Origin of the sequence: Ciceribacter sp. L1K23 (assembly GCF_018122705.1) — a bacterium.
In the GTDB taxonomy this organism is placed as follows: domain Bacteria; phylum Pseudomonadota; class Alphaproteobacteria; order Rhizobiales; family Rhizobiaceae; genus Allorhizobium.
Window position 1 is genome coordinate 808092 of the sequence record NZ_JAGRRC010000001.1, and the last position, 24250, is coordinate 832341.

Sequence of the window (24250 nt, forward strand, 5' to 3'; positions counted from 1 at the left end):
CGATGGCCAGCCTGATTCATTGCCCGCATTGCGGGGTTCGACCGAAAGAAGAGTTCTCCATCAGGGGAGATGCGGTGCCGCAGCGTCCGTCGCCTTCGGCCGATGACGATGCGTGGTACCGGTATGTATTTGTTAGAGACAATCCCAAGGGGCGCATCCGGGAATACTGGCACCACACCGGTGGCTGCCGCCGCTGGCTCGTCGTGGAGCGCGACAATGCCATGAGCCACGAGGTCTTTTCCGTACGGGATGCCGCCGATGTGGCGCGGGAGGCGGGCCGATGACCAGCCATCGTTTAAACAGTGGCGGCCTTGTCAATCGCGGGCGCAGCTTCACCTTCACCTTCGATGGTCGGGAAATGAAGGGCCTCGAAGGCGATACGCTCGCCTCGGCACTGCTCGCCAACGATCAGATGCTGGTCGGCCGGTCGTTTAAATATCATCGTCCGCGCGGCATGGTGACGGCAGGGTCGGCAGAGCCGAATGCTCTGGTCGCCATCGGGGAGGGCGCGCGCACCGAGCCGAATACGCGGGCGACGGTGGCGGAGCTTTATCACGGCCTTGTCGCCCGCAGCCAGAACCGGTGGCCGTCGTTGAAATACGATATCGGCTCCGTCAATGGTTTGCTCTCGCCCTTTCTGAGCGCCGGCTTCTACTACAAGACATTCATGTGGCCGGCCTCGTTCTGGGAGAAGGTCTATGAACCGCTAATCCGCAAGGCGGCGGGTCTCGGCAAGGCTGTGATGGAAGCGGACCCGGACCGCTACGAGAAGAGCTGGGCGCATTGCGACCTGCTCGTCATTGGCGCCGGACCGACCGGGTTGATGGCAGCGCTCGCCGCCGGTCGGGCCGGCCTTCGCGTGATCCTTGCCGACGAGGGGTTCCGGCCTGGCGGGTCGCTGCTCAACGAGCGCGTCGCGATCGATGGAAAGCCTGCGGCGGTCTATGTCGGCGATGTCGTGGCCGAGCTTTCCGCCCTGCCGAACGTAACAGTGATGCCGCGCACCACGGTGTTTGGCTGGTACGACGACAACGTTTTTGGCGCGCTTGAGAAAGTGCAGAAGCACCTCGCCAAACCATCGCCGGATCTTCCGGTGGAGCGTTTGTGGCGGATCGTTGCCAAACGGGCCGTGCTAGCGACCGGTGCCGAGGAAAGGCCGTTGGTATTCGGCGGAAACGATCGGCCCGGCGTGATGATGGCCGGCGCGGCACGAACCTATCTCAACCGTTATGGCGTCGCCGTCGGCCAGAAGGTCGCGATCTTCTCGAACGGTGGTTCGGGCTATAAGGCCGCCGCCGATTTCGTGGCGGCCGGGATCGAGGTCGCTGCCGTCATCGATAGCCGCGCCGGTTCGACCGACACCGCGCCGGAGGGGGTCCGTGTGATCAGCGGTGCCGGTATCGTCAAGACCGCGGGCCGTCACCGCATCTCCAGCCTGATCCTTGAACGATCCGGCTATGACGAGGCGCTCGATTGCGACGCGCTTCTGATGTCGGGAGGCTACAGCCCGGTGATCCATCTTGCCTGCCAGCGCGGCGCACGCCCGGTTTGGTCCGACAAACACAGCGCGTTTCTCGCGCCAGATGTCGGGCAGGGGCTGCAGGTGGCGGGCAGCGCTGCCGGTCTTTCCACGATTGCCGACTGCCTGCGCGACGGCGCCGACAAGGGCCATGCCGCGATCGAGGCACTGGGGCGCATGGTGGGCTCTCTGCCGGTACCCGAAGTCGAGGGAGACTATGACGTCGCCTTCGCGCCGCTCTGGTATGTTCCGGGCGCCCGCGACAAGGCTTTTGTCGATTTCCAGAACGATGTTCACACCAAGGATCTCGGTCTCGCCCAACGCGAGGCCTACAGCCATGTGGAGCACTCCAAGCGTTATACGACAGGCGGCATGGCGACCGACCAGGGCAAGCTTGGCAACGTCAACATGGCCGGGATCATTGCCGGCATGCGCGGCGTGTCGCCGGCCGAGGTCGGGACCCCGACGTTCCGTCCCTTTTATACGCCAGTGTCGTTCGGCGCGATGGCCGGCACGAGCCGCGGCGAACACTCGCGACCTGTCCGCCAGTCGCCCCTGCATGGCTGGGCCAAAAAGAACGGCGCGATCTTCGTCGAGGCCGGGCTCTGGTATCGTTCATCCTGGTTCCCACGAGCGGGGGAGAAGGGGTGGCGCGAAAGCGTTGACCGCGAGGTTCTGAACGTCCGTGCCAATGTCGGACTCTGTGACGTCTCGACGCTCGGCAAGATCGAGGTCTTCGGACCGGATGCGGCGGAATTCCTGAACCGGCTTTATTCCAATGCCTTCCTGAAACTCCCTGTCGGAAAGGCGCGCTATGGGCTGATGTTGCGCGAGGACGGCATGGTCTACGACGACGGCACCACCAGCCGTCTGGCGGAGAACCATTTCCTCGTCACCACGACCACGGCCTATGCGGCTGAAGTCATGACCCATATGGAGTTCGCATCGCAGGTTCATTGGCCGAACCTTGACGTGCGCTTCTTATCGGTTTCGGACCAATGGGCACAGATGTCGCTGGTCGGCCCGAAGGCACGGCTGGTTCTGGAGAAGATCGTCGAGGACGACATTTCCAATGAGGCCTTCCCATTCCTTGCCGCCCGCGAGGTCGGGCTGAAGGGTGGTCTTCGCGCGCGGCTGTTCCGTATCTCGTTTTCCGGCGAGCTTGCCTACGAGCTGGCCGTTCCGGCGGGTTACGGCGAAGCCGTGGCCGATGCCCTGATGGACGCCGGCAAGGAGCATTCGATCTGCGCCTATGGCGTCGAGGCGCTCAACGTGATGCGGATCGAGAAGGGACATGTTACGCACAACGAGATCGACGGCCGCACGACGCCGGACGATCTCGGTCTCGGACGGATGTTCTCCGAGCAGAAACCCGATTTCATCGGCAAGCGGCTTTCCAGCCGTTTCGGGCTGACGGCGGCTGATCGGCCGCAGCTTGTTGGAGTAAAGCCCGTCGAGCGCGACAAGGAAATCAAGGCGGGTGCCCATCTTCTGAAGGAGGGTGCCAATCCTTCGATGGCAAACGACCAGGGTTGGGTTTCGTCCGTCTGCTACTCCCCCGTCCTCGGCCAGCATATCGGGCTTGCTTTCCTCAAGTCCGGACGCGAGCGCATGGGTGAGAAGATTATCGTCTGGGATGGCCTGCGAGGATCCGAGGTGCTGGCCGAGGTCTGCGCCCCGGCCTTTGTCGATCCCGATAACAAAAGACTCTATATCTAAGGAGCGCGACCATGACCTTCCCGCATCGCCATGTGCTCGAGGACTACATTGTCGGCTTCGAAGGCACGCCCAACCCGCATCACCTTGCTGTCGTGAAAAGACCGGCCGTTCTCTCCGTGTTGGCGCGAAGCGGGCGGGAAGGGGACGCACTTTCGGTGCTTGGCCGGATAGAGGCTGGTTCCGCCCGGTTTGCCGGCCCCGGCGAATGGTTGCTCGTGTCAGAGGATGCTTCTGCTTCCTCGATCGCACGGGAACTGACGGCGGCGGGAGACGATGTGCTTCATTTTACCGATCAGAGTGATGGACGCGTGGTCTTGCGTCTTGCGGGCCCGAGCGTCCGCAAGATCCTCGCCAAGTGCCTGGCGGTCGACGTCCATCCCGATGAATTTGTTGTCGGGGCGTCCACTCCAACCCAATGCTGTCATGTCGCTGCCAACCTGGCGCGCACGGGCGAAAACACTTTTGAACTGATCGTTCCCCGCTCGTTTGCGGGCCATGTGTTCGAAGAAATCATGGAGATGGGACGCGAATATGCCATGACAGCGGGGTTCGCCTGACACGCTTTTTAGGAACACTTGCTCTGCCAAATAGATATTGTTTGCCGGCGGAACAAAGTTGGAGGTCGTGCGTTGCTCGCCTGGGTATGCTGCTCCGATCGACGTTGGGGCACTAATGGGTAGCACACATTTTATGTCCTATACTGAACCTGACACAGAAGACGCTTTTCGCTTCCTCGGTCATGGCGGAGAGATGGCGTCTCTCATCCGTTCGTACGATTGGTCGTCAACGCCGGTTGGACCCGTTGAGCGCTGGCCAGCTCCGCTGAAAACGTCCACGTCTCTCATCCTTCAATCGCCCGTTCCCATGGTCATGCTGTGGGGTGAAGAGGGCGTGATGATTTATAACGACGGGTATTCGGTGATTGGCGGTCACAGGCATCCGGCGCTGCTTGGATCGAGCGTGCGAGACGCTTGGCCCGAGGCCAGAGATTTCAATGACCATGTGATGCAAACGGGACTGGCGGGTAAAACGCTCGCCTATCGTGACCAGGAGTTCGTCCTGCATCGAAAGGGTTATCCCGAGAGAGTGTGGCTGGACCTAGATTATTCTCCGGTTCTGGACGAAACGGGCACGCCTGCGGGTGTCATCGCCATCGTCATCGAGACCACAGAGCGTGTCATTGCCGAGCGACGCAATCGCGAGGAGTTCCAGCGCCTGCAGAACCTTTTTTCCCAGGCTCCGACGTTCATGGTGATGCTGAGCGGTCCGGAGCATCGGTTCGAACTCGTAAATCCGGAGTATCGGAAACTGATCGGTCCGCGTGATGTGCTGGGTCTGCCGGTCGCCGATGCTCTGCCGGAAGTTGCCGAGCAGGGATTCGTCGAACTCCTTGACCACGTCTTCCAGTCGGGCGAGGCAGTCAACCGGACATCGCAGAGAGTGCTCCTGCGTCGAACGGAGGGGGGAGTTCTCGAAGAACGCTTTGTCGACTTCGTCTATCAGCCAATACGAGAAGATGGCGGGACCGTTACCCAGATCTTCGTTCAGGGGTCCGACGTCACCGATCGGGTCCGGGCGGAGATACACCAGAAGCTGCTGATCAACGAACTCAATCATCGCGTAAAAAACACGCTTGCCTCTATCCAGTCGATCGTCACGCAGACCCTTCGCGGTGTTCAGACCAAGGAGGAGGCGGCAAAGGCCATATCCTTGCGGATCATGGCACTTTCACGAGCGCATGACGTTCTGACCCGGGAAAACTGGGAGGGAGCCGATCTGCGTGCGATTGTCGAGAGTTCGCTCGAAGCATTTCAGGTAGCCGGACGGGATGCGATCCGGATAGGTGGACCTGATCTGCGCGTCGGACCGCATGCGGCCATCTCGCTCGCACTTGCTCTCCACGAGCTTGCGACCAATGCGACGAAATACGGTGCATTATCCAGCCCGAGCGGCAATGTTGACGTGTCCTGGTCAGTGGGTCCCCATTCCGAATTCCGGATGTCGTGGACCGAGACAGGCGGCCCGGCGGTTATGCCCAGCGATCGTCGGGGTTTCGGCTCGCGTCTCATCCTCAAGGTTCTGCCGCTTGAACTCAGGGGCGTTGCGCATATCGAGTACGCGCCATCAGGGGTGGTCTTTACGCTGGACACGAGCTTGGAGGCCGTCAGTGACAAGGCCACCGGAGCCGCTTCGTGATGGCAAGAGTTCTGATTGTCGAAGATGAAATGCTGGTCGCAATGCTGATCGAGGATGTCGTTGTCGACCTCGGCCATACGGTCGTGGGGCCTGCGATGCGACTGGAAACGGCGCTCGACATCGTCGAGGCGCAGGATGTCGATTTCGCCATTCTCGACATCAACCTGGCGGGCAAACAATCCTTCCCTGTGGCCGACAGGCTGCGTGAAAGGGGTATCCCGTTCATGTTCGCCAGCGGCTACGGCAAGGCGGGACTCATCGAGCCGTACCTGGATGCCATGGTCGTGCAGAAGCCGTTCGAACCCGACCAGATCGCGAATGCGTTGACCGGGCTTGAGCGCTGACGCCGCGAGCCGGATATCCGACAGCGCTCCGCCGCAGCAATTGCCCAGCCGGCGCCGCACACTGAACAATTGTTTTTCCGCACGCGACATGTCGCGTCGCAGCCATGGGCTTCTCGTCCTTTGCGTGCCACTCTAGCTTTCGGCACAATGCCTGTAGCGCTAAGGGGAATCCATTCATGAAAAGTCATGCGCGTGTCGTCGTCATCGGTGGTGGTGTCGTCGGATGTTCGGTGCTGTATCACCTCACCAAGTTCGGCTGGAGCGATGTCGTGCTGCTCGAGCGGTCGGAGCTCACCTCCGGATCGACCTGGCACGCGGCCGGCGGCATGCACACGATCAACGGTGACCCGAACGTCGCCAAGCTGCAGAAATACACCGTCGATCTCTATAAGGAAATCCAGGAGTATTCCGGCCAGGACATCGGCCTGCACATGACCTCCGGCCTGATGCTGGCGGCCACCCATGAGCGCTTCGACTGGTTCAAATCGCTGCTCGCCAAAGGCAAGTATGGGGGCGGGGAGGCGCGGCTCGTCTCGGTCGAAGAAGCGCATGCGATGATGCCGTTGCTCGATCCAACCCAGTTCGTCGGCGCCGTCTTCGATCCGCACGAAGGTCATCTCGATCCCTACGGTACCACGCACGCCTACGCCAAGTCGGCGAAGAAGAACGGCGCCGAGATCTATCTGCACACCAAGGTCGAGGAACTGATGCAGCTTCCTGACGGCACCTGGCGGGTGATCACGGACAAGGGAGAGATTCAGGCCGAGCATGTCGTCAATGCCGCCGGTTTGTGGGCGCGTGAGGTCGGGCGCATGGTCGGCCTTGAGCTTCCTGTACTGGCGATGGAGCACATGTATCTGATCACCGAGGACATGCCGGAGGTGATCGAGTTCAACCAGAAGGCCGGTCGAGAACTGATGCACTGCGTCGACTTCGACGGCGAAATCTACATTCGCCAGGAGCGCAACGGCATGCTCATGGGCACCTACGAAAAGGATTGCCGCCCATGGTCGCCGATAGAGACGCCCTGGACCTTCGGGCACGAGCTGCTGGCCGAAGACCTTGAACGGATCACCAACGAACTCGAGATCGGCTTCCGTCATTTTCCGGCTTTCAACAATGCCGGCATCCGCAAGATCATCAACGGACCGTTTACATTCTCCCCCGACGGCAACCCGCTGGTCGGTCCGGTGCGCGGCATGACGAATTTCTGGTCGGCCTGCGCGGTCATGGCCGGCTTCAGCCAGGGCGGCGGCGTTGGACTTGCGCTCGCCCAGTGGATCATCAACGGCGATCCGGGCTTCGATGTCTTTGCCATGGATGTCTGCCGTTACGGCGACTACGCGACGCTCGCCTATACCAATGCCAAGGTGCGCGAGAACTATTCCCGCCGGTTCTCGATCCGCTATCCGAACGAGGAACTTCCGGGTGCGCGGCCACTGCTTACTACGCCGGTCTACGACAAGCTGAAGAGCGCCGGCGCCGTGTTCGGAGCCTATTACGGCCTTGAGACTCCGCTGTGGTTCGCGCCTGAAGGCATCGAGGACAAGTTCTCCTGGCGCCGTTCGACGGACTTCGACTATGTCGCCGCCGAAGCCAAGGCGGTGCGGGCCAGCGTCGGGATCATGGAGACCTCGGGCTTCGCGAAATATACCGTGTCGGGTCCCGGCGCGCGTGACTGGATCGACCGGATGCTCACCTGCCGGATCCCGCCGGCCGGTCGCATGACGCTTGCGCCCATGCTGAACGAAGCCGGGAAGCTGATCGGCGATTTCACGCTTGCGACGCTCGACGACGAAGACTTCCTGCTGATCGGCTCTGGTCTTGCAGAGGACTACCACATGCGCTGGTTCGAACAGCATTTGCCGGATGATGGTTCCGTCGAGATCGAGTCGCTCAATCTGGGTCTGACCGGCCTTGCGATCGCGGGACCGAAATCGCGCGAGGTGCTGGCAAAGCTGACGCATCTCGATGTCTCGAACGAAGCGTTTCCGTTCATGGACATTCGCGAAATGGATCTCGGCATGGCGCCTGTCGTCGTCGGGCGCGTCAGCTACACCGGCGATCTCGGCTACGAAATCTGGGTCCGGCCTGAGTACCAGCGTTATCTCTACGACCTGATCGTGGAGGCAGGGGCCGAGTTCGGGATCAAGCCGTTCGGCCTGCGGGCTCTCAACGCCCTTCGCCTGGAAAAATCCTACGGCAGCTGGTCGCGCGAATACCGGCCCCTCTATGGTCCGCTCGAAGCCGGTCTTTCCCGTTTCGTGGCACTCAAGAAAGAAGCCGACTTCATCGGCAAGAAAGCGGCGATGGAGGAAAAGCTGTCGGGCGGAAAGCTGCGCCTGCGCACCTTCATCATCGACGCGAAGGATGCCGATGTCATCGGGGACGAGCCGATCTTCTACAAGGGCGAGCCGCTCGGCTGGGTGACTTCGGGGGGGTACGCGCACGCGGCCGGACTGTCGGTGGCGGTCGGATACGTGCCGAAGGACGTCGCCGACGAGGCGGACGGATGGTCTATCGAAATTCTCGGGGATGTTCTTCCGGCCCGTCTGCAGCCTCATCCTCTTTTCGATGCGAACGGTTCCGTCATGCGCGGCTGACTCGGCGAACACGACTCGCGCGGTAGTAGTGCCATCATTTGCAACCGTACCGTTTTTTCGAAAGCGGTACGCTGCCCAAAATTGCTGCACATCATGCCGCAAATTTGATGCCTCAGGCCGTTTTGGCGTCAATTTGTGCGGAAATGCGTCGAAAATGCGGGAAGTCGAGCTTTTAGACTTCCCTTTTTTATCCGAGACGCTATGGAATTGCTCCAGTTGGTGACCCGCAAGGGTAGACAAAAAAGAGACGCGGCGATGAAGATCGCGTCCGGGGGTAGTAAATGGAGTACTTTGTCCAGCAGCTCATCAACGGGCTGACTCTTGGATCCATCTATGGTCTGGTGGCGATCGGCTATACGATGGTTTACGGCATCATCGGCATGATCAATTTCGCCCATGGCGATATCTTCATGCTTGGCGGCTTCGCAGCCCTGATCGTTTTTCTCATCCTGACGTCGTTCTTTGCCGGCATACCGGTCGCGCTGGCCCTGCTGGTCATGTTGATCGTGGCCATGCTGATGACGGGTCTGTGGAACTGGGTGATCGAACGCGTTGCCTACCGGCCTCTGCGCGGTTCGTTCCGCCTGGCGCCGCTGATCACGGCCATCGGCATGTCGATCGTGCTGTCGAACTTCATCCAGGTCACGCAGGGCCCGCGCAACAAGCCGATCCCGCCCCTGGTCAATGACGTTTATCATTTCGGCGACATCACGATTTCGCTGAAGCAGCTGATCATCGTTGCCGTCACTGTCGTTCTGCTGGCTGCGTTCTGGTACATCGTCAACAAGACGCCGCTCGGGCGTGCTCAACGTGCGACGGAGCAGGACCGGAAAATGGCCGCACTGCTCGGCGTCGACGTCGACCGGACCATCTCGATCACCTTCGTTATGGGTGCTGCGCTGGCCGCGGTCGCTGGTACGATGTATCTGATGTATTACGGCGTTGCCTCGTTCAACGACGGCTTCATTCCGGGTGTCAAGGCGTTCACCGCTGCGGTCCTCGGCGGTATCGGATCGTTGCCGGGTGCGGTTCTCGGCGGGCTGCTGATCGGCCTGATCGAATCTCTTTGGTCTGCTTACTTCACGATCGCCTACAAGGACGTGGCCACCTTCGGTATCCTCGCCTTCGTGCTGATCTTCAAGCCGACCGGTATCCTTGGTCGACCCGAAGTCGAGAAGGTTTGACATCATGACAAGCACTGCACCCACTACAGCCCAGGTCGAGCAGAGCACGCTCGGCCGGGCGGTGAAGGAGGCTATCTTTGCCGGCGTTCTTGCCTTCGGCATGTTCCTCCTGTTCGTCGGCATCGAAACCTACCAGGACATGAACAACGCGCTGGTGTGGCGGACACGCTGGGGTCTTCTGGCCAGCTTTGTCCTCATCGCCGCAGCCGGACGCTTCTTCGTAGTCGCCGTGTTCCAGCCCTGGAAGGCGTCGCGCACCAGCCGCCGCGCCCAGGTGCCGGTGCATGAGGTCGATGCAAAGCCATCCTTCTTCCACCAGCATTTCCTGAAGTTGGCGCTCGCCGCCGTGCTGATCTATCCGGCCGTTGCCGTCTGGGCTGCGGGCATTCAGGGCTCGCTGAAGTTCGTCGACAACTTCGGCATCCAGATCCTGATCTACGTAATGCTGGCCTGGGGCCTCAACATCGTCGTCGGCCTCGCGGGTCTTCTCGACCTCGGCTACGTGGCCTTCTATGCGGTCGGCGCCTATTCCTATGCGCTGCTGTCGCAGCAGTTCGGCCTGTCGTTCTGGGTTCTGCTGCCGCTGTCGGGCATCCTGGCTGCGTTCTGGGGCATCATTCTCGGCTTCCCGGTTCTCCGGCTCAGAGGCGACTATCTTGCCATCGTGACGCTCGCCTTCGGCGAAATCATCCGCCTTGTGCTGATCAACTGGACGGACGTCACCAAGGGTACGTTCGGCATTTCCGGCATCCCGAAGGCCACGCTGTTCGGCATGTCGTTCGATGCCTCGCCGGACGGTTTTGCCAAGACCTTCGGCCTGCCGATGTCTTCGGCCTACTACAAGATCTTCCTGTTCTACGTGATCGTGGCGCTCTGCCTGCTCACCGCCTACGTGACGATCCGCCTGCGCCGGATGCCGATCGGACGTGCGTGGGAAGCGCTGCGCGAGGACGAGATCGCCTGCCGTTCGCTCGGCATCAACACGGTCGCAACCAAGCTGACGGCGTTCTCGATCGGTGCGATGTTCGGCGGCTTCGCCGGCTCGTTCTTCGCCGCGCGCCAGGGCTTCGTCTCGCCGGAAAGCTTCGTCTTCCTGGAATCCGCTGTCATTCTCGCCATCGTGGTTCTGGGCGGCATGGGTTCGCTGACGGGTATCGCGATTGCAGCGATCGTCATGGTCGGCGGCACGGAAGCGCTGCGCGAGATGGAGTTCCTGAAGCATATCTTCGGCGACGATTTTACGCCGGAACTCTACCGCATGCTGCTCTTCGGCCTGGCGATGATCATCGTGATGCTGTTCAAGCCGCGCGGCTTCGTGGGGTCGCGCCAGCCAACCGCCTTCCTCAAGGAAAGCAAGGCTGTGTCTGGTAGCTTTACCAAGGAAGGTCACGGCTGATGACGTCCGGGACGACTGCAATGACTGATACGATCCTCAAGGTCGAACACCTGTCGATGAAGTTCGGTGGTCTCATGGCCATCAACGACTTCTCGTTCGAGGCCAAGCGCGGGGAAATTACCGCGCTGATCGGCCCGAACGGCGCGGGCAAGACCACAGTGTTCAACTGCATCACCGGTTTCTACAAGCCGACGATGGGCATGATCACGCTGACGCAGAAGAGTGGCGAGCAGTTTCTGCTCGAACGTCTCGCCGACTTCGAGATCACCAAGAAGGCGAAGGTCGCGCGCACCTTCCAGAATATCCGGCTGTTCTCGGGTCTGACGGTTCTGGAAAACCTGCTCGTCGCCCAGCACAACATGCTGATGAAGGCTTCCGGCTACACGGTACTCGGTCTGCTTGGTCTGCCGGCCTACAAGGCGGCGGAAAAGGCATCAATCGAGCGGGCTAAGTTCTGGCTGGAGAAGGCCGATCTGGTCGAGCGCGCCGACGATCCGGCCGGTGATCTGCCCTATGGTGCACAGCGTCGCCTCGAGATCGCACGAGCCATGTGCACCGGCCCCGAACTGTTGTGCCTCGATGAGCCGGCCGCCGGTCTCAATCCGAAGGAGTCGCTGGCGCTCAACGCGCTTTTGCGCAGCATTCGCGACGAGGGTACCTCGCTGCTGCTCATCGAGCACGACATGTCGGTGGTTATGGAAATCTCCGACCATGTGGTGGTTCTGGAATACGGCCAGAAGATTTCCGACGGCAGTCCGGATCACGTCAAAAACGATCCGAAGGTGATCGCTGCCTATCTCGGTGTCGAGGACGAAGAATTGGAAGACGCGATACATGAAGTCGACGCCGTTTCGGGAGGGCAGAACTGATGTCTGCTGAAGCCCTGCTCAAGGTAGAAGGTGTCGAAACCTACTACGGAAACATCCGCGCGCTGGCCGGTGTCACCGTGCACGTCAATCGCGGCGAGATCGTCAGCCTGATCGGCGCGAACGGCGCCGGCAAGTCGACGCTGATGATGACGATCTGCGGCGCGCCGCAGGCCCGCACGGGTACGATCACGTTCGACGGCACCGATATTACCAAGATGCCGACGCACCTGATCGCGCGCCGCCGCATCGCCCAGTCGCCCGAGGGACGTCGCATCTTCCCGCGCATGACGGTGCTCGAAAACCTGCAGATGGGTGCCGGCCTCGATAACCTCAAATACTTCAACGAGGACGTCGAGAAGATCTTCACGCTCTTCCCGCGCTTGAAGGAGCGCCAGAGCCAGCGCGGCGGAACCTTGTCTGGTGGTGAGCAGCAGATGCTGTCGATCGGCCGCGCCTTGATGGCCCGCCCGAAGCTTCTCCTGCTGGACGAGCCGTCACTCGGTCTCGCGCCGCTGATCGTCAAGGGAATCTTCGAAGCGATCCGCAAGCTTAACAAGGAAGAGGGGCTGACCGTGTTCCTCGTCGAACAGAACGCATTCGCGGCGCTTAAGCTGTCGGACCGCGCCTATGTCATGGTCAACGGACAGGTCACGATGAGCGGTACCGGCAAGGAACTGCTCGCCGATCCGTCGGTCCGCGCGGCCTACCTCGAAGGCGGCCACCACTAAGGCGCCGATAGGAGTATTCGATATGCAGGGTTTGTTTTTCGAGAGCGATACCGGCGTCCGCTATGTGCTGCGCTTCCTGGTCGTCCTCCTCGGGTTCTGGACCGCGTGGCGTACCGGCAAGGCGGTTGCCGAAGGGTGGCAGGATTATCCGACGGTCATCGTCTACACGCTTCTTCTCGGCGTCGTGATGCGTTTCCTGCATTACGCGCTGTTCCAGGGGCCCTTCATCAGCCCTTCTTTCTACGTCATCGACGTGGTGCTTCTGATGATCCTTTCGATCAGTGGTTTCCGGACACGGCGCACCACGCAAATGGTTGAAAACTATTACTGGATGTACGAAAAAACCTCGCCTTTTTCCTGGAAGAAGAAAGATTGACAGCGTCGGTTTTCTCGTCTCACATAACAACAGAGTGGAACAGTTTTCCCGCGCAGTGATGGTGGGTATTGCGCAGGGTTCTCGTAACCAAAGCCACCTTAAAAATTGGGAGTAACATAATGAAGAAGTCGCTTCTCTCCGCCGTTGCGCTGACGGCAGTGGTAGCCTTCGGCGGCAACGCCTGGGCAGACCTGCTGGTTGGCGTCGCAGGCCCGCTGACCGGTCCGAACGCCGCTTTCGGCGCTCAGCTGCAGAAGGGTGCCGAGCAGGCAGCTGCCGACATCAACGCAGCTGGCGGCATCAACGGTGAAATGATCAAGATCGTGCTCGGCGACGACGTTTCGGACGCCAAGCAGGGCGTTTCCGTTGCCAACAAGTTCGTTGCTGACGGCGTCAAGTTCGTCGTCGGTCACTTCAACTCGGGCGTTTCGATCCCGGCTTCGGAAGTCTACGCCGAAAACGGCATCATGCAGATCACGCCTGCTTCGACCAACCCGACCTACACCGAGCGCGGCCTTTGGAACACCTTCCGTACCTGCGGCCGTGACGACCAGCAGGGCCTCGTTGCCGGCAGCTACATCGCCGAAAAGTTCAAGGACGCCAAGGTTGCCGTCATTCACGACAAGACCCCCTACGGTCAGGGTCTGGCTGACGAAACCAAGAAGGCCATGAACGCCGCTGGCGTCACCGAAGTGATCTACGAAGGCGTCACGACCGGCGACAAGGACTTCTCGGCTCTGATCGCCAAGATGAAGGAAGCCGGCGTTACCGTCGTCTACTTCGGCGGTCTGCACACCGAGTTCGGCCTGATCGAGCGCCAGGCGGCCGACCAGGGCATGAAGGCAACCTTCATGTCGGGCGACGGTATCGTTTCGAACGAACTGGCTTCGATCGCCGGCGACGCCGTTATCGGCACGCTTATGACGTTCGCTCCGGATCCGCGCAAGAACCCGGCCGCACAGGACGTCGTCAAGAAGTTCCGTGACGCCAACTTCGAGCCGGAAGCCTACACCCTCTACTCCTATGCTGCCCTGCAGGTCATCGCAGAGGCTGCAAAGGCCGCCGGTTCCAACGATCCGGAAGCCGTTGCAACCGCAACGAAGGAAAAGGGTCCGTTCCCGACCGTTATCGGCGAACTCGGCTTTGACGAGAAGGGCGACATCACCCGTCCGGACTACGTCATGTACGAGTGGAAGAAGGGCGAAGACGGCAACATCAGCTACTTCGAAATGTAATCATCAGGCCTACGGCCGATGTCATGAAAGCCCGGTCGCAAGACCGGGCTTTCTGCTTTTGTGGGCGTATGTATTCCCGCCGCATCTATCGGTCTGAAAGCGTATCAGAAGGAAAGTTGCACGCTCGGCCGCCCACATGGGGGCGCGGTTCCGGCCCAGGAGGACAGGCTGCGGGTTAACGGATGCTTAATCGCGTTCACGCTACTTCTGGTCCGGTATTTTACATCACACGACCATGATTTAGGCGTTTCGCGCGACGGCGCTCCGATCGAAGGAAGTGCAATGACCTCGATTTCGACGACCAATTCTGCCGCTTTGCTCATTCTCCAACAGACCACTTCGACTGGCGGTTCAGCGCCCGCTTCGGCCGACGTTTCTGATGCCATGATCGCCGTTGCCAACGGTCTCCCTGACCTCACCGGATCGGATGGGCAGGGGAATAAGGCGGAAGCCAAGCTTTCCGAGAGGCTTTTCAGCGTCAATCACCAGAGCATTGCCGCGATGAAGCTCGATCTCATCGAGCGCACCGGCAAGGCGCTCGGTGTCGACAAGGACGACTATGCGACAGCGAACGAATTCGTCTCGGCAATGAAGGCTGCCCTCAGCAACATCCGGATGCAGCCAAACGGCCAGCAGGCCATTGCCAGCATTGAGCGGGATCTCGGCCTCGACAAGCTCGGTCTGTCGATAAACGAGGTCATCAACAGCGCGCGTGATTCCGAGGCGAACGACAAGGTGACGAAAGCGCTTGAGAAAGAGTACGGCACCGTCGCGGACCATGCCGAGGCGTCGGAACTTCTTGGCGCTCCCGATGAGATCGGGATTTACGGGCCATTGTAGCTGTTAGGCTCTTGAGGAGCCCCGGCGTAATCAGGCCTCGTGCAACGTCTGCGCCGCCTTGACCGCGGCGGATGCGCGATTCTCAACCCCGAGCTTTACGTAGATCTGCTCCAGATGCTTGTTGACGGTGCGAGCCGACAGGCCGAGGATTTCACCGATATCGCGGTTGGATTTGCCCTTGGCTATCCAGATCAGCACCTCGGATTCCCGCTGCGTGAGTCCGAATGCGTTTCTCAGCGCCACGTCGTCATCCCGTTTCGTGGCGGAGGTCAGGCGGAAGAGGTATTCGTCGTTGCTGATTGCGCCAAGGAAGGTCATCTGCAGCGAAGGGGCAGCATCAACCATGAACGATGCGTCGCGCGAGAAGCCCGGCTGTTGCCGACGTTCCATCCACTGTCGTACGGTTCTGGAGATGGCGTCCAGTCCGTCATCACGGCCGGTCGCGGCGTTGACGAGGCGTGTTGCCTGAGGCGTGGACCAGAGAACCGACCCGTTCGACCTCATCGCCAGCAAATGCCGCCCGGCGGCGTCGAGCGCGACGCGCGCGCTCTGGGCGGAGCGGGCGTTCGACAGGTGGACGCGGATGCGGGCCCTCAGTTCGTCGATGTTAATAGGCTTTGTGAGGTAGTCGACACCACCAGATTCCAGCGCGTGCACAACGTGCTCGGTTTCCGTCAGGCCCGTCATGAAGATCACGGGTACCTGCGCAACCGAGGGGTTCGCCTTGAGCTTCAGGCAGGTTTCGAACCCGTCCATGCCGGGCATGACGGCGTCAAGCAGGATCAGGTCGGGGCTGATCCGTTCGACGATCGACAGCGCCGCCTGGCCCGAGGTGGCGATCAGGACGGAATAGCCGGATTGCTCCAGCGCCTCGGTGAGAAAGCCCAAGGCTTCCGGGCTGTCGTCCACCAGCAAGACAATGTCGCGCGGTCCGCCAATCTCAGCCACCGTCCTTGGCCCCCTCTGCCTCAAGCGACTTCAGATACCGCATGGCACCCGGCATGTCGAATGTCTCGAGGTACTTCCCCACCGCGGAGGTGAAGGCCGCGTTTTCCGGTTCCTTCGCCAGGTCGGCAAGCTTGGCTTCGATGCCTCGCACATAACCGATTTCAGCCAGCCGAAGCAGGTCCTCGACATGCGGGCGCCCCGGTCCTTTCGCTATGATCGCCTTCTCTGTCGTTGACGCTGATGGCATGTCGTCGGCGTACAGCCATTCAAGCCCGAGATGCATGGCGAGCTTATCCCGAAGGCGCTTGACGTTGACGGGTTTTGCGATCGTGTCGCTGTGGCCATCGGTGCCGACGGCCGCCGTGCCATCGCCGATGTTGGCCGACAGCATCAGGATCGGTGCCTTCTGCTCCGCCTCGCGAAGCCGCTCGACGAGTTGCCAGCCGTTCATACCCGGCATGGAGATATCGACCAGGAACAAGTCCGGTCTCACGCCCTCTATCAGTGTCAGGCAGTCCGGACCCGAATTGGCGGTCAACACAATGAAGTCGAGAGGAGCAAGCACCTCGCGCATCAGTTCGCGATGATCTTCGTTGTCGTCGACGACGACGATGGTGCGTCGCGGGCCGGTGTAGGAGACGATCTTTCGCTCCGGCGCCGGCGCCGTGCTCGGCCGGTCGACGGTCGATAGCATCAGGCGGACGCGGAAGGTCGTGCCCTTGTCCTTTTCGCTTTCCACGGCGATCTCGCCGCCCAGCGTATTGGTCAAAAGTTTGGTGATCGTCAGGCCGAGGCCCAGGCCGGGCATCGGCCGGATGTTGTCCGCCTCGCCGCGCTGGAAGGGTTCGTAGATGCGTTTCAGGTCGCGCTCGGTGATGCCACGACCCGTGTCCGAGACGGTAAAGGTCGCCACCTGATTGCGATAGGTGACGAGGAAACGGACCGTGCCCGCGTCGGTGAACTTGATCGCATTGGACAGCAGGTTGACGAGGATCTGACGCAGGCGTTTCTCGTCGGTACGGACATATTGCGGCAGTCCGGGGGGGCGCTCGTGGCCGAAGCTCAAACCCTTGGCCTCGGCCTGGGGGGCAAACATGTCGACGATCTGGTCGAGAAAATCGTGGAAGTTCACTTCGTTGGAATAGACCTGCAGCCGACCGGCCTCGATCTTCGAAATGTCCAGCAGCCCGTCGATCAGGCCCGAAAGGTGATCGGCGGAGCGGCGGATCACGCGGATCGCGGACTGGCGAGGCTGCGGAATGCTCTCGTCCTTTTCCAGCAGCTGCGCGTAACCGAGCACGGCGTTGAGTGGCGTTCGCAGCTCGTGGCTGAGGCCGACCACGTAGCGGCTCTTGGCCCGGTTGGCGGCCTCTGCGGTTTCCTTCGCATTCTGTAAGGCAGCGTCCGTCTTGCGGTGTGCGGCGATTTCCTTGAGCAGCAGCGTGTTCTGGCGGGATGATTCCTCCTCCGCAACGACGCGGCTGTCATGGGCGAGCACGTAGAACCAGGAGACGATGCCGGTGATAATCGCGAAAATGAAAAAGACGACGGTGATGGTGCGGTTGACCACCTCGGCCATGTCGGGCGTGGCGACGTTCACCTGGTGTGCGATCAGCGAGAGGATGCCGCCTATGATGGAAATAGAGATCATTGCCGTAAGCGCATAGCGCCCCAGGCGTGTCGAGAACTTCTCCAGCAGCACATCCGGCAGGAAGGCTCGGGCGACAACCCCGGCCTGCGCATTGAGCTTCGCGTGCGGCTTGCACATGTCGTGGCAGCGGCTGTCGAGCGTGCAGCAGAGCGAGCAGATCGGAGCGGCATAGGCAGGGCACCAGGCCATGTCTTCCGGCTCGAAGGGATGCTCGCAGATGGAGCAGGTGATACCGGTGAGATTTTTCCAGCTCTGCCGCGGCTTGCGGGCGAGATAGAACTTGCCGTCCGTCGCCCACGCGATGAGCGGTGAGATGACAAAAGCGACGAGCGTCACATAGGTGGAAAGCGACGCCATCAGCGAGCCGAAGGCACCGAAATGGGCAGCCAGCGCCAGGCTTGCCGAGAACAGCATCGTGCCGCATCCGACGGGATTGATATCGTAGAGATGAGCGCGCTTGAACTCGATGCCGGGCGGCGAAAGCCCAAGCTTTTTGTTCACGAAGAGATCGGCGGAGATCGCGCAGAGCCAGCTCATGGCGATGATCGAGAAAATGCCGAGCGTTTCCTCGAGCAGGCCATAGATGCCAAGCTCCATCAGGAGGAGGGCGATCGCCACATTGAAGACGAGCCAGACGACGCGGCCCGGATGGCTGTGGGTCAGGCGCGAAAAGAAGTTCGACCATGCGAGAGAGCCGGCATAGGCGTTCATCACGTTGATCTTGAGCTGAGAGATGACAACGAAACCTGCCATCAGCAGCATTGCTGCCGTTTCGTTCGGGATCATGTAGCCGAAGGCCGCCACATACATGTGAGCCGGGTCCGCCGCGTCGCCAATCGGCACTCCGGTGGAGAGAGTCAGAACGGCGAGGAAAGAGCCGGCAAGCAGCTTCGGTACGCCAAGCACCACCCAGCCGGAGCCGGCGAGAAAGATCGCAATACGGTGGTGCAGCTTGCGCGCGCCCTCCGGTGGCAGAAAGCGAAGGAAGTCGACCTGCTCGCCGATCTGCGGCATCAGCGCCAGGATCACGGCGGACGCGGCACCGAATTCGAGGAGATCGAAGGGAGCGGTGTCTCCAAGCCCGGCATTCGAATGGCCGACGCCGGCGAAGGCGCGCCAGAGGTCGATCTTTTCCCAGTCCAGAAATGCAATGAAAACGAAGGGCAGGATATTGAGCACGATCCAGAAGGGCTGGGTGATCAGCTGGAACTTCGAGATCATCCGTATTCCGTAGGTGACCAGCGGAAGAACGACGATAGCGGAGATAATGTAGCCGAGCCAGAGCGGGATGCCGAAGGCCAGTTCCAGCGCCTTGGTCATGATCGACGCTTCGATGGCGAAGAGCATGAAGGTGAAGCTGGCATAGATGAGCGAGGTGATGGTCGAACCGATGTAACCGAAGCCGGCGCCACGCGTCAGAAGGTCGATGTCAACGCCATGGCGGATCGCGTATCGGCTGATCGGCACGCCGACCAACAGCATCAGGACCGCGGCGACGATGATCGCGAAGAAGGCGTTGGTCGTGCCGTAAGCAATGGTAATCGTTCCGCCGATCGCTTCCAGGGCTAGAAACGAGATCGCGCCGATCGCGGTCTGGGAAATCCGGCTCGATGAGAACTGACGCGCGCTCTTGGCGGTGAAGCGCAGTGCATAATCTTCAAGCGTCTGGTTGGCGACCCAGCGATTGTACTCGCGTCGGACGGGAATGATGCGTTGACGTGCCGGCATGCCTAAAATCTAGCGCCTTCGAGAGACTGAATAGAGATTGGGCATTGTTACGAGAATGGCACGAAATGCAAGGGATCTGCGGCATGATCCGCGCCGGCGTTCGCGAGGTGTCAGGCGATAGGGTCGGCCAGCAGTCGATTGATCGCGCTGATCAGTTCGTCGGCGTCGTAGGGTTTGCGGACAACAGGGACCGAGAGTAGTTCTTGGGGTAGTGCGGTACGGTCGTCGTAGCCGGTTGCGAAAATGAAGGGTATGCCGCGGCGAACCAGTTCCTCAGCCACCGGAACGGAGGTGCCGCTGCCCAGATTAATATCCAGCAGCGCGACGTCCGGTGTGAAGGTCTTCAAGTGCGTTAGCGCCATGTCGCTGGAATTGGCGGTGACAACGTCTTGGATGCCGTTGTCGGCAAGCATGGTTTCGGCATCCATGGCGATGAGGATCTGGTCCTCGACGAGGAGGAGGGACATGTCAGTTCTCCGTTGCACTTCGGTATCGCCCATCGTCGCGGGTGATCGTGATATGTTTGCTGTCTGGTCCTGCGGCACGCTCAGGAAGCGGCCGGGTATAACAAGCGTCGCTTTCACACCGCCTGGATCATAGGTAACCTTGCTCTTGCCGCCCAAGTCGAAGGGGATGCTGCGGTCGATGAGTGCGGAGCCGAAGCCGCGCGACATCGGGATGTCCACCGGCGGACCGCCGCTTTCCGTCCAGCGGATCTGCAGATCGCCTTGATCGAGCAGCTCCCAGCTCACATCCAACGTTCCCCCGGAGCGCGAGAGCGAGCCGTATTTGGCCGCGTTGGTGCAGAGCTCATGGATGACGAGGGCCGTCACGGCATAGGCTCTGCCGTCCAGCAAGACCGTCGGGCCTTCAAGGCCAAGACGATTGATATCGGTGCGGTACGGCGACAGTTCAGCCTCCAGCAACCGGCCGATTTCGCCGCCGCCACTGCCACGAATGACCTGATCGTGCGCGTGCGAGAGCGCCTGAATTCGACCTTTCAGCGAGGTCACGTAGTCGACAAGTGTCGCGCTTTCGCGCGCCGGGCCGGCAATAAGTGACTTGATCACGGCAAGGATGTTCTTGACGCGGTGATTCAGTTCCTCGTTCAGCAGTCGCTGGCGCACTTCCGCCTTGTCGCGCTCTTCCTGCATGAGCTCGCTCTGGCGCAGCACCACCTCGACGGTCGCGGAGTGAATGGCGGCGGCAATTTCCCGGTCGGCCTCGCTCCAGGGTTCGGACTGCCGCTCGACGGTTTGCTTCCAGATGTCGAAGCTCTTACGCGGCGTCAGGCGATCGCCCATGGGGCCTGTTTCGTAGGACTTTTCGGGGTTTCCTGCCCAGTTCAGTGTCTGAAGGCGTTCCTTGCGGAAGAACATCAGGCAATCGTCCGTTACGCGCGACAGGGGAATAGCCAGAAGACCGGAGACATCCTGGAAATAAGCATCGGCGCGCGGGTGGATATCGGCCAGCATATGCGTCGCCCAGATCCTGTGCTCGCCGAATGCCGCGACATGTTCCGCAAGCGATGGAATGGCATCGGCAGGGGGCGTCGTACCGAGCCCATGCCATTTCCCGTTGATCAGAACGCCGATGCCGTCGCAGGGCAGCAGCGATTTGAAATCCGGGAGGACTTCGACCAGAAGCTCCGCCACGTCCCCATACTCGGTGGCCCGAAGAAAGAAGCGATCGAGGGCGCGGCGCGCCATCGTTACGACGTCAAGCTTCTGTCGCTGCAGCAGTCCGATCAGATGCATGGAGAAAAATTCCCCAAACATTTCCGCCGCGACGCGTTGAGGGAGGCTAAGGTTTTTCGGGCTGTAGTGGTGGCATGCGATCAATCCCCATAACGCTCCCTCGACGATGATCGAGATCGACATCGATGCGGCGACGCCCATGTTGCGAAGATATTCCAGATGGATCGGTGAGACGCTGCGTAGGTGGGCGAACGAGAGGTCTAGCGGCTCGCCGGACTGGTCGAATACCGGCTCTATGGGAATCCTGCTGCCACTGGCGTCGGAGATGATGCGTATCGGATTTTTTACATAGAGCGCCCGCGCCTGTTGCGGGATGTCACTGGCCGGGAAGTATTGGCCAAGAAAGCTCTCTAGATCGGGGCGCTTCGCCTCACTCTCGACCTTCCCAGCGCCGTCGGCGTCGAAACGGTAGATCATCACCCGGTCATAGCCGAGCACGGCCTTCAAGAGCGTAGCGGACAGGCGCAAAAGTTGGTCGGTTCGGGAAACCTGCCGGATGCGTCCAATCAGTTCACGTGCAAGATGAAGCGGAACGAAAACCTCGTCGCACGCCTCGAACTCGATGATCGCGTGGCCGGCGTGACGATGGAGGGAGACGTCGAAGAACTTGCCGTTTTCCAACAAGACCCGCTGCAAAAGTGCTGGTCGCGACGCCTGGGGCGCTGCGGCCAGAGCATTGCGAAGGTCATGACTTGCCTGGCTTCCAACTACGTCATTCAGATTGGCGCCGATCATGTTGCCCGAAAAGCCGAGCATCTCAGCGGCATTTGCCGAGTGCCGCAAGACGCGCGCAGCGACGGCGTCACAGGCGAGAAGGCATCCGTGAGGCTGGATGCTTCCAGGGATATGGATAGGCTCACGGTCGCAGTTCGTCAGGTTGACGGCTTGAGGAGGTAGAGGAGAATGCATTTAGTGGGTCTCGAAGGCGCTTAGTGCTGTAGCAAAGGTTGCCAAGGCCGCATTTGCCATAGCGTCCTCGTCCACATTCCTCACCGTTTCCAATAACGCGGCAAACGCGTTCCAGTTCCCGGCGTTCGAAGATTGTTTTGCGAGATGGGCGGCGCCAGAGTTCTCGCCGAACCCCAGGCCCGCCGCACGGCGAACGAGAATACGGGCACCAAGCGCCGAACCCTCCAGCACGTAGAGTGTGCCCAAAAGTTCGTCGCGGCTGAATGCGATGCCATCGCGTGACAACTCGCTGTTGCCAGCAGCGACGCTACCCCTAACGTTGGCAACATCCCGCTCCAGTTCCTTCGAGATCAGGATTGGAAGGAAGCCAGGCAACACGTCAGCCAGATTGGATGCTTCGATTCTCGGCTCGATCTCACGGCGAAATCTCAACATTCCTTCAACATAGGCCGCATAACCCTCGATGCTGTCGAGAGCGCCAACCTTGTCGTCCAGTCGCTGATGCAAGTCTGCGGTCAGTGTCTTCAAATTCTGCCTGCGGCGCGGAAGCGGCATTCATCTTTTCCCGTTGAAAGTCATGCCATGTCCCTTCGATGGCCTAAGCGTCAATATACTATGACATGCCGACGACAAAAGGTGGTCTCCCAAAACAGGCGCGCCCGGCCTGCGCAGCTTTCCCCCTGGCCTACGTCAAATTACGTATACGGTTTTGCACTGCAGCGTCGGATAGTCCCCTCAGCAACGGTTAAAACGCATTAACCCACCAGTTGCGAAACAAGGAGAGGGGTTCAAGCAATGAAACTCAAGTCACATCTCATCGGCGCGCTGACTGCCGCCATGCTGTCGGCAACGGCCTTCCATGGCGCGTTCGCCCAGGAAGACACGATCAAGATCGGCGTGCTGCATTCGCTGTCCGGCACGATGGCGATTTCGGAGACGACGCTGAAGGACGCCATGCTGATGCTCGTTGAAGAGCAGAACAAGAAGGGCGGCGTCCTTGGCAAGAAGCTCGAAGCCGTGGTCGTCGACCCGGCATCGGACTGGCCGTTGTTTGCCGAAAAGGCTCGTCAGCTTATCTCCCAGGACAAGGTCGCTGCCGTCTTCGGTTGCTGGACCTCGTCCTCGCGCAAGTCTGTTCTTCCGGTATTCGAAGAGCTGAACTCTATCCTCTTCTACCCGGTCCAGTACGAGGGTGAAGAATCCTCGCGCAACATCTTCTACACCGGTGCCGCTCCGAACCAGCAGGCGATCCCGGCGGTCGACTATCTGGCCGAGACCGAAGGCGTCGAGCGTTGGGTTCTCGCGGGCACCGACTACGTCTACCCGCAGACGACCAACAAGATCCTCAAGGCCTACCTGATGTCGAAGGGCGTTGCCGAAGAAGACATCATGATCAATTACACGCCTTTCGGTCACTCCGACTGGCAGACGATCGTCTCCGACATCAAGAAGTTCGGCTCGGCCGGCAAGAAGACCGCCGTCGTGTCGACCATCAACGGTGACGCGAACGTTCCCTTCTACAAGGAGCTCGCCAACCAGGGTATCAAGGCCGAAGACATCCCTGTCGTCGCCTTCTCGGTGGGTGAAGAAGAGCTTGCCGGTCTCGATACCGGCCCGCTCGTCGGTCACCTGGCCGCCTGGAACTACTTCCAGTCCGTCGAGTCCGATGCCAATGCCGAGTTCATCGAGACCTGGCATGCGTTCACCAAGAACGACAAGCGCGTGACCAACGACCCGATGGAAGCCGCCTATATCGGCTTCAATGCCTGGGTTCAGGCCGTCGAAGCTGCAGGCACCACCGATACGGATGCCGTTCTCGACTCAATCATCGGCGTTGCCGTGCCGAACCTGTCCGGCGGCTACTCGACCGTCATGCCGAACCACCACATCACCAAGCCGGTGCTGATCGGCGAAATCCAGGCCGACGGCCAGTTCGAAATCGTGCAGCAGACGCCTTCGGTCGTCGGTGACGAGTGGTCTGACTATCTGCCGGACTCGAAGGACCTGATCTCCGATTGGCGCAAGCCGATGGAGTGCGGCAACTTCAACGTCGCCACCGGCAAGTGCGGCGGCAAGGGCAGCTGATCGGCTGATCTTTGCTCTCAGCCTCTCAACCCTGACCCTCTCCCCGCAACCGGGGAGAGGGATTTGGCCGGCAGACATGCCGGTGGTGGTCAGTGAGGGCGCGACAATCGTCCTTCTCCCCGTTGACGGGGAGAAGGTACCGGCAGGCGGATGAGAGGCCATT

General features: G+C 60.5%; 18 protein-coding genes. 14 read left to right on the forward strand and 4 right to left on the reverse strand.

All coding sequences use genetic code 11. The features are described 5' to 3' along the window. Positions 1 to 2: 2 nt before the first annotated feature. The 13 genes from J5J10_RS03715 to J5J10_RS03775 all read left to right on the forward strand — a co-directional run bounded on the left by J5J10_RS03715 (position 3) and on the right by J5J10_RS03775 (position 15009). Positions 3 to 284 carry a sarcosine oxidase subunit delta gene (locus tag J5J10_RS03715; RefSeq protein WP_208553929.1) on the forward strand — a complete coding sequence of 94 codons (282 nt, stop codon included), beginning with the start codon at positions 3 to 5 and terminating at the stop codon, positions 282 to 284. Next, positions 281 to 3238: a sarcosine oxidase subunit alpha family protein gene (locus J5J10_RS03720; protein WP_211928884.1), complete on the forward strand. Its 2958-nt coding sequence runs from the start codon at positions 281 to 283 to the stop codon at positions 3236 to 3238. Before J5J10_RS03715 ends, J5J10_RS03720 begins: the two co-directional genes overlap by 4 nt. 11 nt (positions 3239 to 3249) lie before the next feature. Beyond that, positions 3250 to 3795: a sarcosine oxidase subunit gamma family protein gene (locus J5J10_RS03725; protein ID WP_211928885.1), complete on the forward strand. Its 546-nt coding sequence runs from the start codon at positions 3250 to 3252 to the stop codon at positions 3793 to 3795. Positions 3796 to 3988: 193 nt separating this feature from the next. After that, entirely contained in the window at positions 3989 to 5434 is a 1446-nt protein-coding gene (locus J5J10_RS03730; RefSeq protein ID WP_211928886.1) for an HWE histidine kinase domain-containing protein, read from the forward strand. Further along, positions 5434 to 5778: a response regulator gene (locus J5J10_RS03735; RefSeq protein WP_208553933.1), complete on the forward strand. Its 345-nt coding sequence runs from the start codon at positions 5434 to 5436 to the stop codon at positions 5776 to 5778. Before J5J10_RS03730 ends, J5J10_RS03735 begins: the two co-directional genes overlap by 1 nt. A gap of 176 nt (positions 5779 to 5954) precedes the next feature. Beyond that, positions 5955 to 8381, forward strand: coding sequence for an FAD-dependent oxidoreductase (locus J5J10_RS03740; protein ID WP_211928887.1), 2427 nt, complete (start codon positions 5955 to 5957; stop codon positions 8379 to 8381). 281 nt (positions 8382 to 8662) lie between these two features. Then, on the forward strand, positions 8663 to 9565 hold the full coding sequence (locus tag J5J10_RS03745; protein WP_208553935.1) for a branched-chain amino acid ABC transporter permease: 903 nt from the start codon (positions 8663 to 8665) through the stop codon (positions 9563 to 9565). A 4-nt stretch (positions 9566 to 9569) separates the two neighbouring features. Continuing rightward, on the forward strand, positions 9570 to 10961 hold the full coding sequence (gene livM, locus J5J10_RS03750) for a high-affinity branched-chain amino acid ABC transporter permease LivM (protein WP_211928888.1): 1392 nt from the start codon (positions 9570 to 9572) through the stop codon (positions 10959 to 10961). Next, entirely contained in the window at positions 10961 to 11830 is an 870-nt protein-coding gene (locus tag J5J10_RS03755) for an ABC transporter ATP-binding protein (RefSeq protein ID WP_282959979.1), read from the forward strand. The genes livM and J5J10_RS03755 overlap by 1 nt, the downstream gene beginning before the upstream one ends. Beyond that, on the forward strand, positions 11830 to 12558 hold the full coding sequence (locus J5J10_RS03760) for an ABC transporter ATP-binding protein (protein WP_211928890.1): 729 nt from the start codon (positions 11830 to 11832) through the stop codon (positions 12556 to 12558). Before J5J10_RS03755 ends, J5J10_RS03760 begins: the two co-directional genes overlap by 1 nt. Before the next feature lie 22 nt (positions 12559 to 12580). After that, positions 12581 to 12934: a DUF6867 family protein gene (locus J5J10_RS03765; RefSeq protein WP_208553939.1), complete on the forward strand. Its 354-nt coding sequence runs from the start codon at positions 12581 to 12583 to the stop codon at positions 12932 to 12934. Between the two features lie 119 nt (positions 12935 to 13053). Further along, entirely contained in the window at positions 13054 to 14169 is a 1116-nt protein-coding gene (locus tag J5J10_RS03770; protein ID WP_208553940.1) for a branched-chain amino acid ABC transporter substrate-binding protein, read from the forward strand. A gap of 282 nt (positions 14170 to 14451) precedes the next feature. Then, complete coding sequence (locus J5J10_RS03775) at positions 14452 to 15009, forward strand: hypothetical protein (RefSeq protein WP_211928891.1); 558 nt, start codon at positions 14452 to 14454, stop codon at positions 15007 to 15009. 30 nt (positions 15010 to 15039) lie between these two features. Here the strand turns inward: J5J10_RS03775 and J5J10_RS03780 are convergent, their stop codons facing one another. The 4 genes from J5J10_RS03780 to J5J10_RS03795 form a co-directional block, all read right to left on the reverse strand. Then, entirely contained in the window at positions 15040 to 15957 is a 918-nt protein-coding gene (locus J5J10_RS03780; protein WP_211928892.1) for a response regulator transcription factor, read from the reverse strand. Further along, complete coding sequence (locus J5J10_RS03785; protein ID WP_211928893.1) at positions 15950 to 19336, reverse strand: ATP-binding protein; 3387 nt, start codon at positions 19334 to 19336, stop codon at positions 15950 to 15952. Before J5J10_RS03785 ends, J5J10_RS03780 begins: the two co-directional genes overlap by 8 nt. A 110-nt stretch (positions 19337 to 19446) precedes the next feature. Further along, positions 19447 to 22002: an HWE histidine kinase domain-containing protein gene (locus J5J10_RS03790; protein WP_211928894.1), complete on the reverse strand. Its 2556-nt coding sequence runs from the start codon at positions 22000 to 22002 to the stop codon at positions 19447 to 19449. After that, positions 22003 to 22557, reverse strand: coding sequence for a biliverdin-producing heme oxygenase (locus J5J10_RS03795; RefSeq protein WP_211928895.1), 555 nt, complete (start codon positions 22555 to 22557; stop codon positions 22003 to 22005). A 240-nt stretch (positions 22558 to 22797) separates the two neighbouring features. On the opposite strand from J5J10_RS03795, the gene urtA reads away from it, so the two are divergent. Then, positions 22798 to 24087, forward strand: coding sequence for an urea ABC transporter substrate-binding protein (gene urtA, locus J5J10_RS03800; protein WP_208552185.1), 1290 nt, complete (start codon positions 22798 to 22800; stop codon positions 24085 to 24087). Positions 24088 to 24250: the final 163 nt, after the last annotated feature.

What these genes read in the sequence shown, in the direction of transcription:
- J5J10_RS03760 (WP_211928890.1), top strand. Translation starts at nt 11,830, where the DNA reads ATGTCTGCTGAAGCCCTGCTCAAGGTAGAAGGTGTCGAAACCTACTAC.
- J5J10_RS03770 (WP_208553940.1), top strand. Translation starts at nt 13,054, where the DNA reads ATGAAGAAGTCGCTTCTCTCCGCCGTTGCGCTGACGGCAGTGGTAGCC.
- J5J10_RS03730 (WP_211928886.1), top strand. Translation starts at nt 3,989, where the DNA reads ATGGCGTCTCTCATCCGTTCGTACGATTGGTCGTCAACGCCGGTTGGA.
- J5J10_RS03765 (WP_208553939.1), top strand. Translation starts at nt 12,581, where the DNA reads ATGCAGGGTTTGTTTTTCGAGAGCGATACCGGCGTCCGCTATGTGCTG.
- J5J10_RS03795 (WP_211928895.1), bottom strand. Translation starts at nt 22,557, where the DNA reads ATGCCGCTTCCGCGCCGCAGGCAGAATTTGAAGACACTGACCGCAGAC.
- J5J10_RS03715 (WP_208553929.1), top strand. Translation starts at nt 3, where the DNA reads ATGGCCAGCCTGATTCATTGCCCGCATTGCGGGGTTCGACCGAAAGAA.
- J5J10_RS03745 (WP_208553935.1), top strand. Translation starts at nt 8,663, where the DNA reads ATGGAGTACTTTGTCCAGCAGCTCATCAACGGGCTGACTCTTGGATCC.
- J5J10_RS03775 (WP_211928891.1), top strand. Translation starts at nt 14,452, where the DNA reads ATGACCTCGATTTCGACGACCAATTCTGCCGCTTTGCTCATTCTCCAA.
- J5J10_RS03790 (WP_211928894.1), bottom strand. Translation starts at nt 22,002, where the DNA reads ATGCATTCTCCTCTACCTCCTCAAGCCGTCAACCTGACGAACTGCGAC.
- J5J10_RS03725 (WP_211928885.1), top strand. Translation starts at nt 3,250, where the DNA reads ATGACCTTCCCGCATCGCCATGTGCTCGAGGACTACATTGTCGGCTTC.
- livM (WP_211928888.1), top strand. Translation starts at nt 9,570, where the DNA reads ATGACAAGCACTGCACCCACTACAGCCCAGGTCGAGCAGAGCACGCTC.
- J5J10_RS03740 (WP_211928887.1), top strand. Translation starts at nt 5,955, where the DNA reads ATGAAAAGTCATGCGCGTGTCGTCGTCATCGGTGGTGGTGTCGTCGGA.
- J5J10_RS03755 (WP_282959979.1), top strand. Translation starts at nt 10,961, where the DNA reads ATGACGTCCGGGACGACTGCAATGACTGATACGATCCTCAAGGTCGAA.
- urtA (WP_208552185.1), top strand. Translation starts at nt 22,798, where the DNA reads ATGAAACTCAAGTCACATCTCATCGGCGCGCTGACTGCCGCCATGCTG.
- J5J10_RS03785 (WP_211928893.1), bottom strand. Translation starts at nt 19,336, where the DNA reads ATGCCGGCACGTCAACGCATCATTCCCGTCCGACGCGAGTACAATCGC.
- J5J10_RS03735 (WP_208553933.1), top strand. Translation starts at nt 5,434, where the DNA reads ATGGCAAGAGTTCTGATTGTCGAAGATGAAATGCTGGTCGCAATGCTG.
- J5J10_RS03720 (WP_211928884.1), top strand. Translation starts at nt 281, where the DNA reads ATGACCAGCCATCGTTTAAACAGTGGCGGCCTTGTCAATCGCGGGCGC.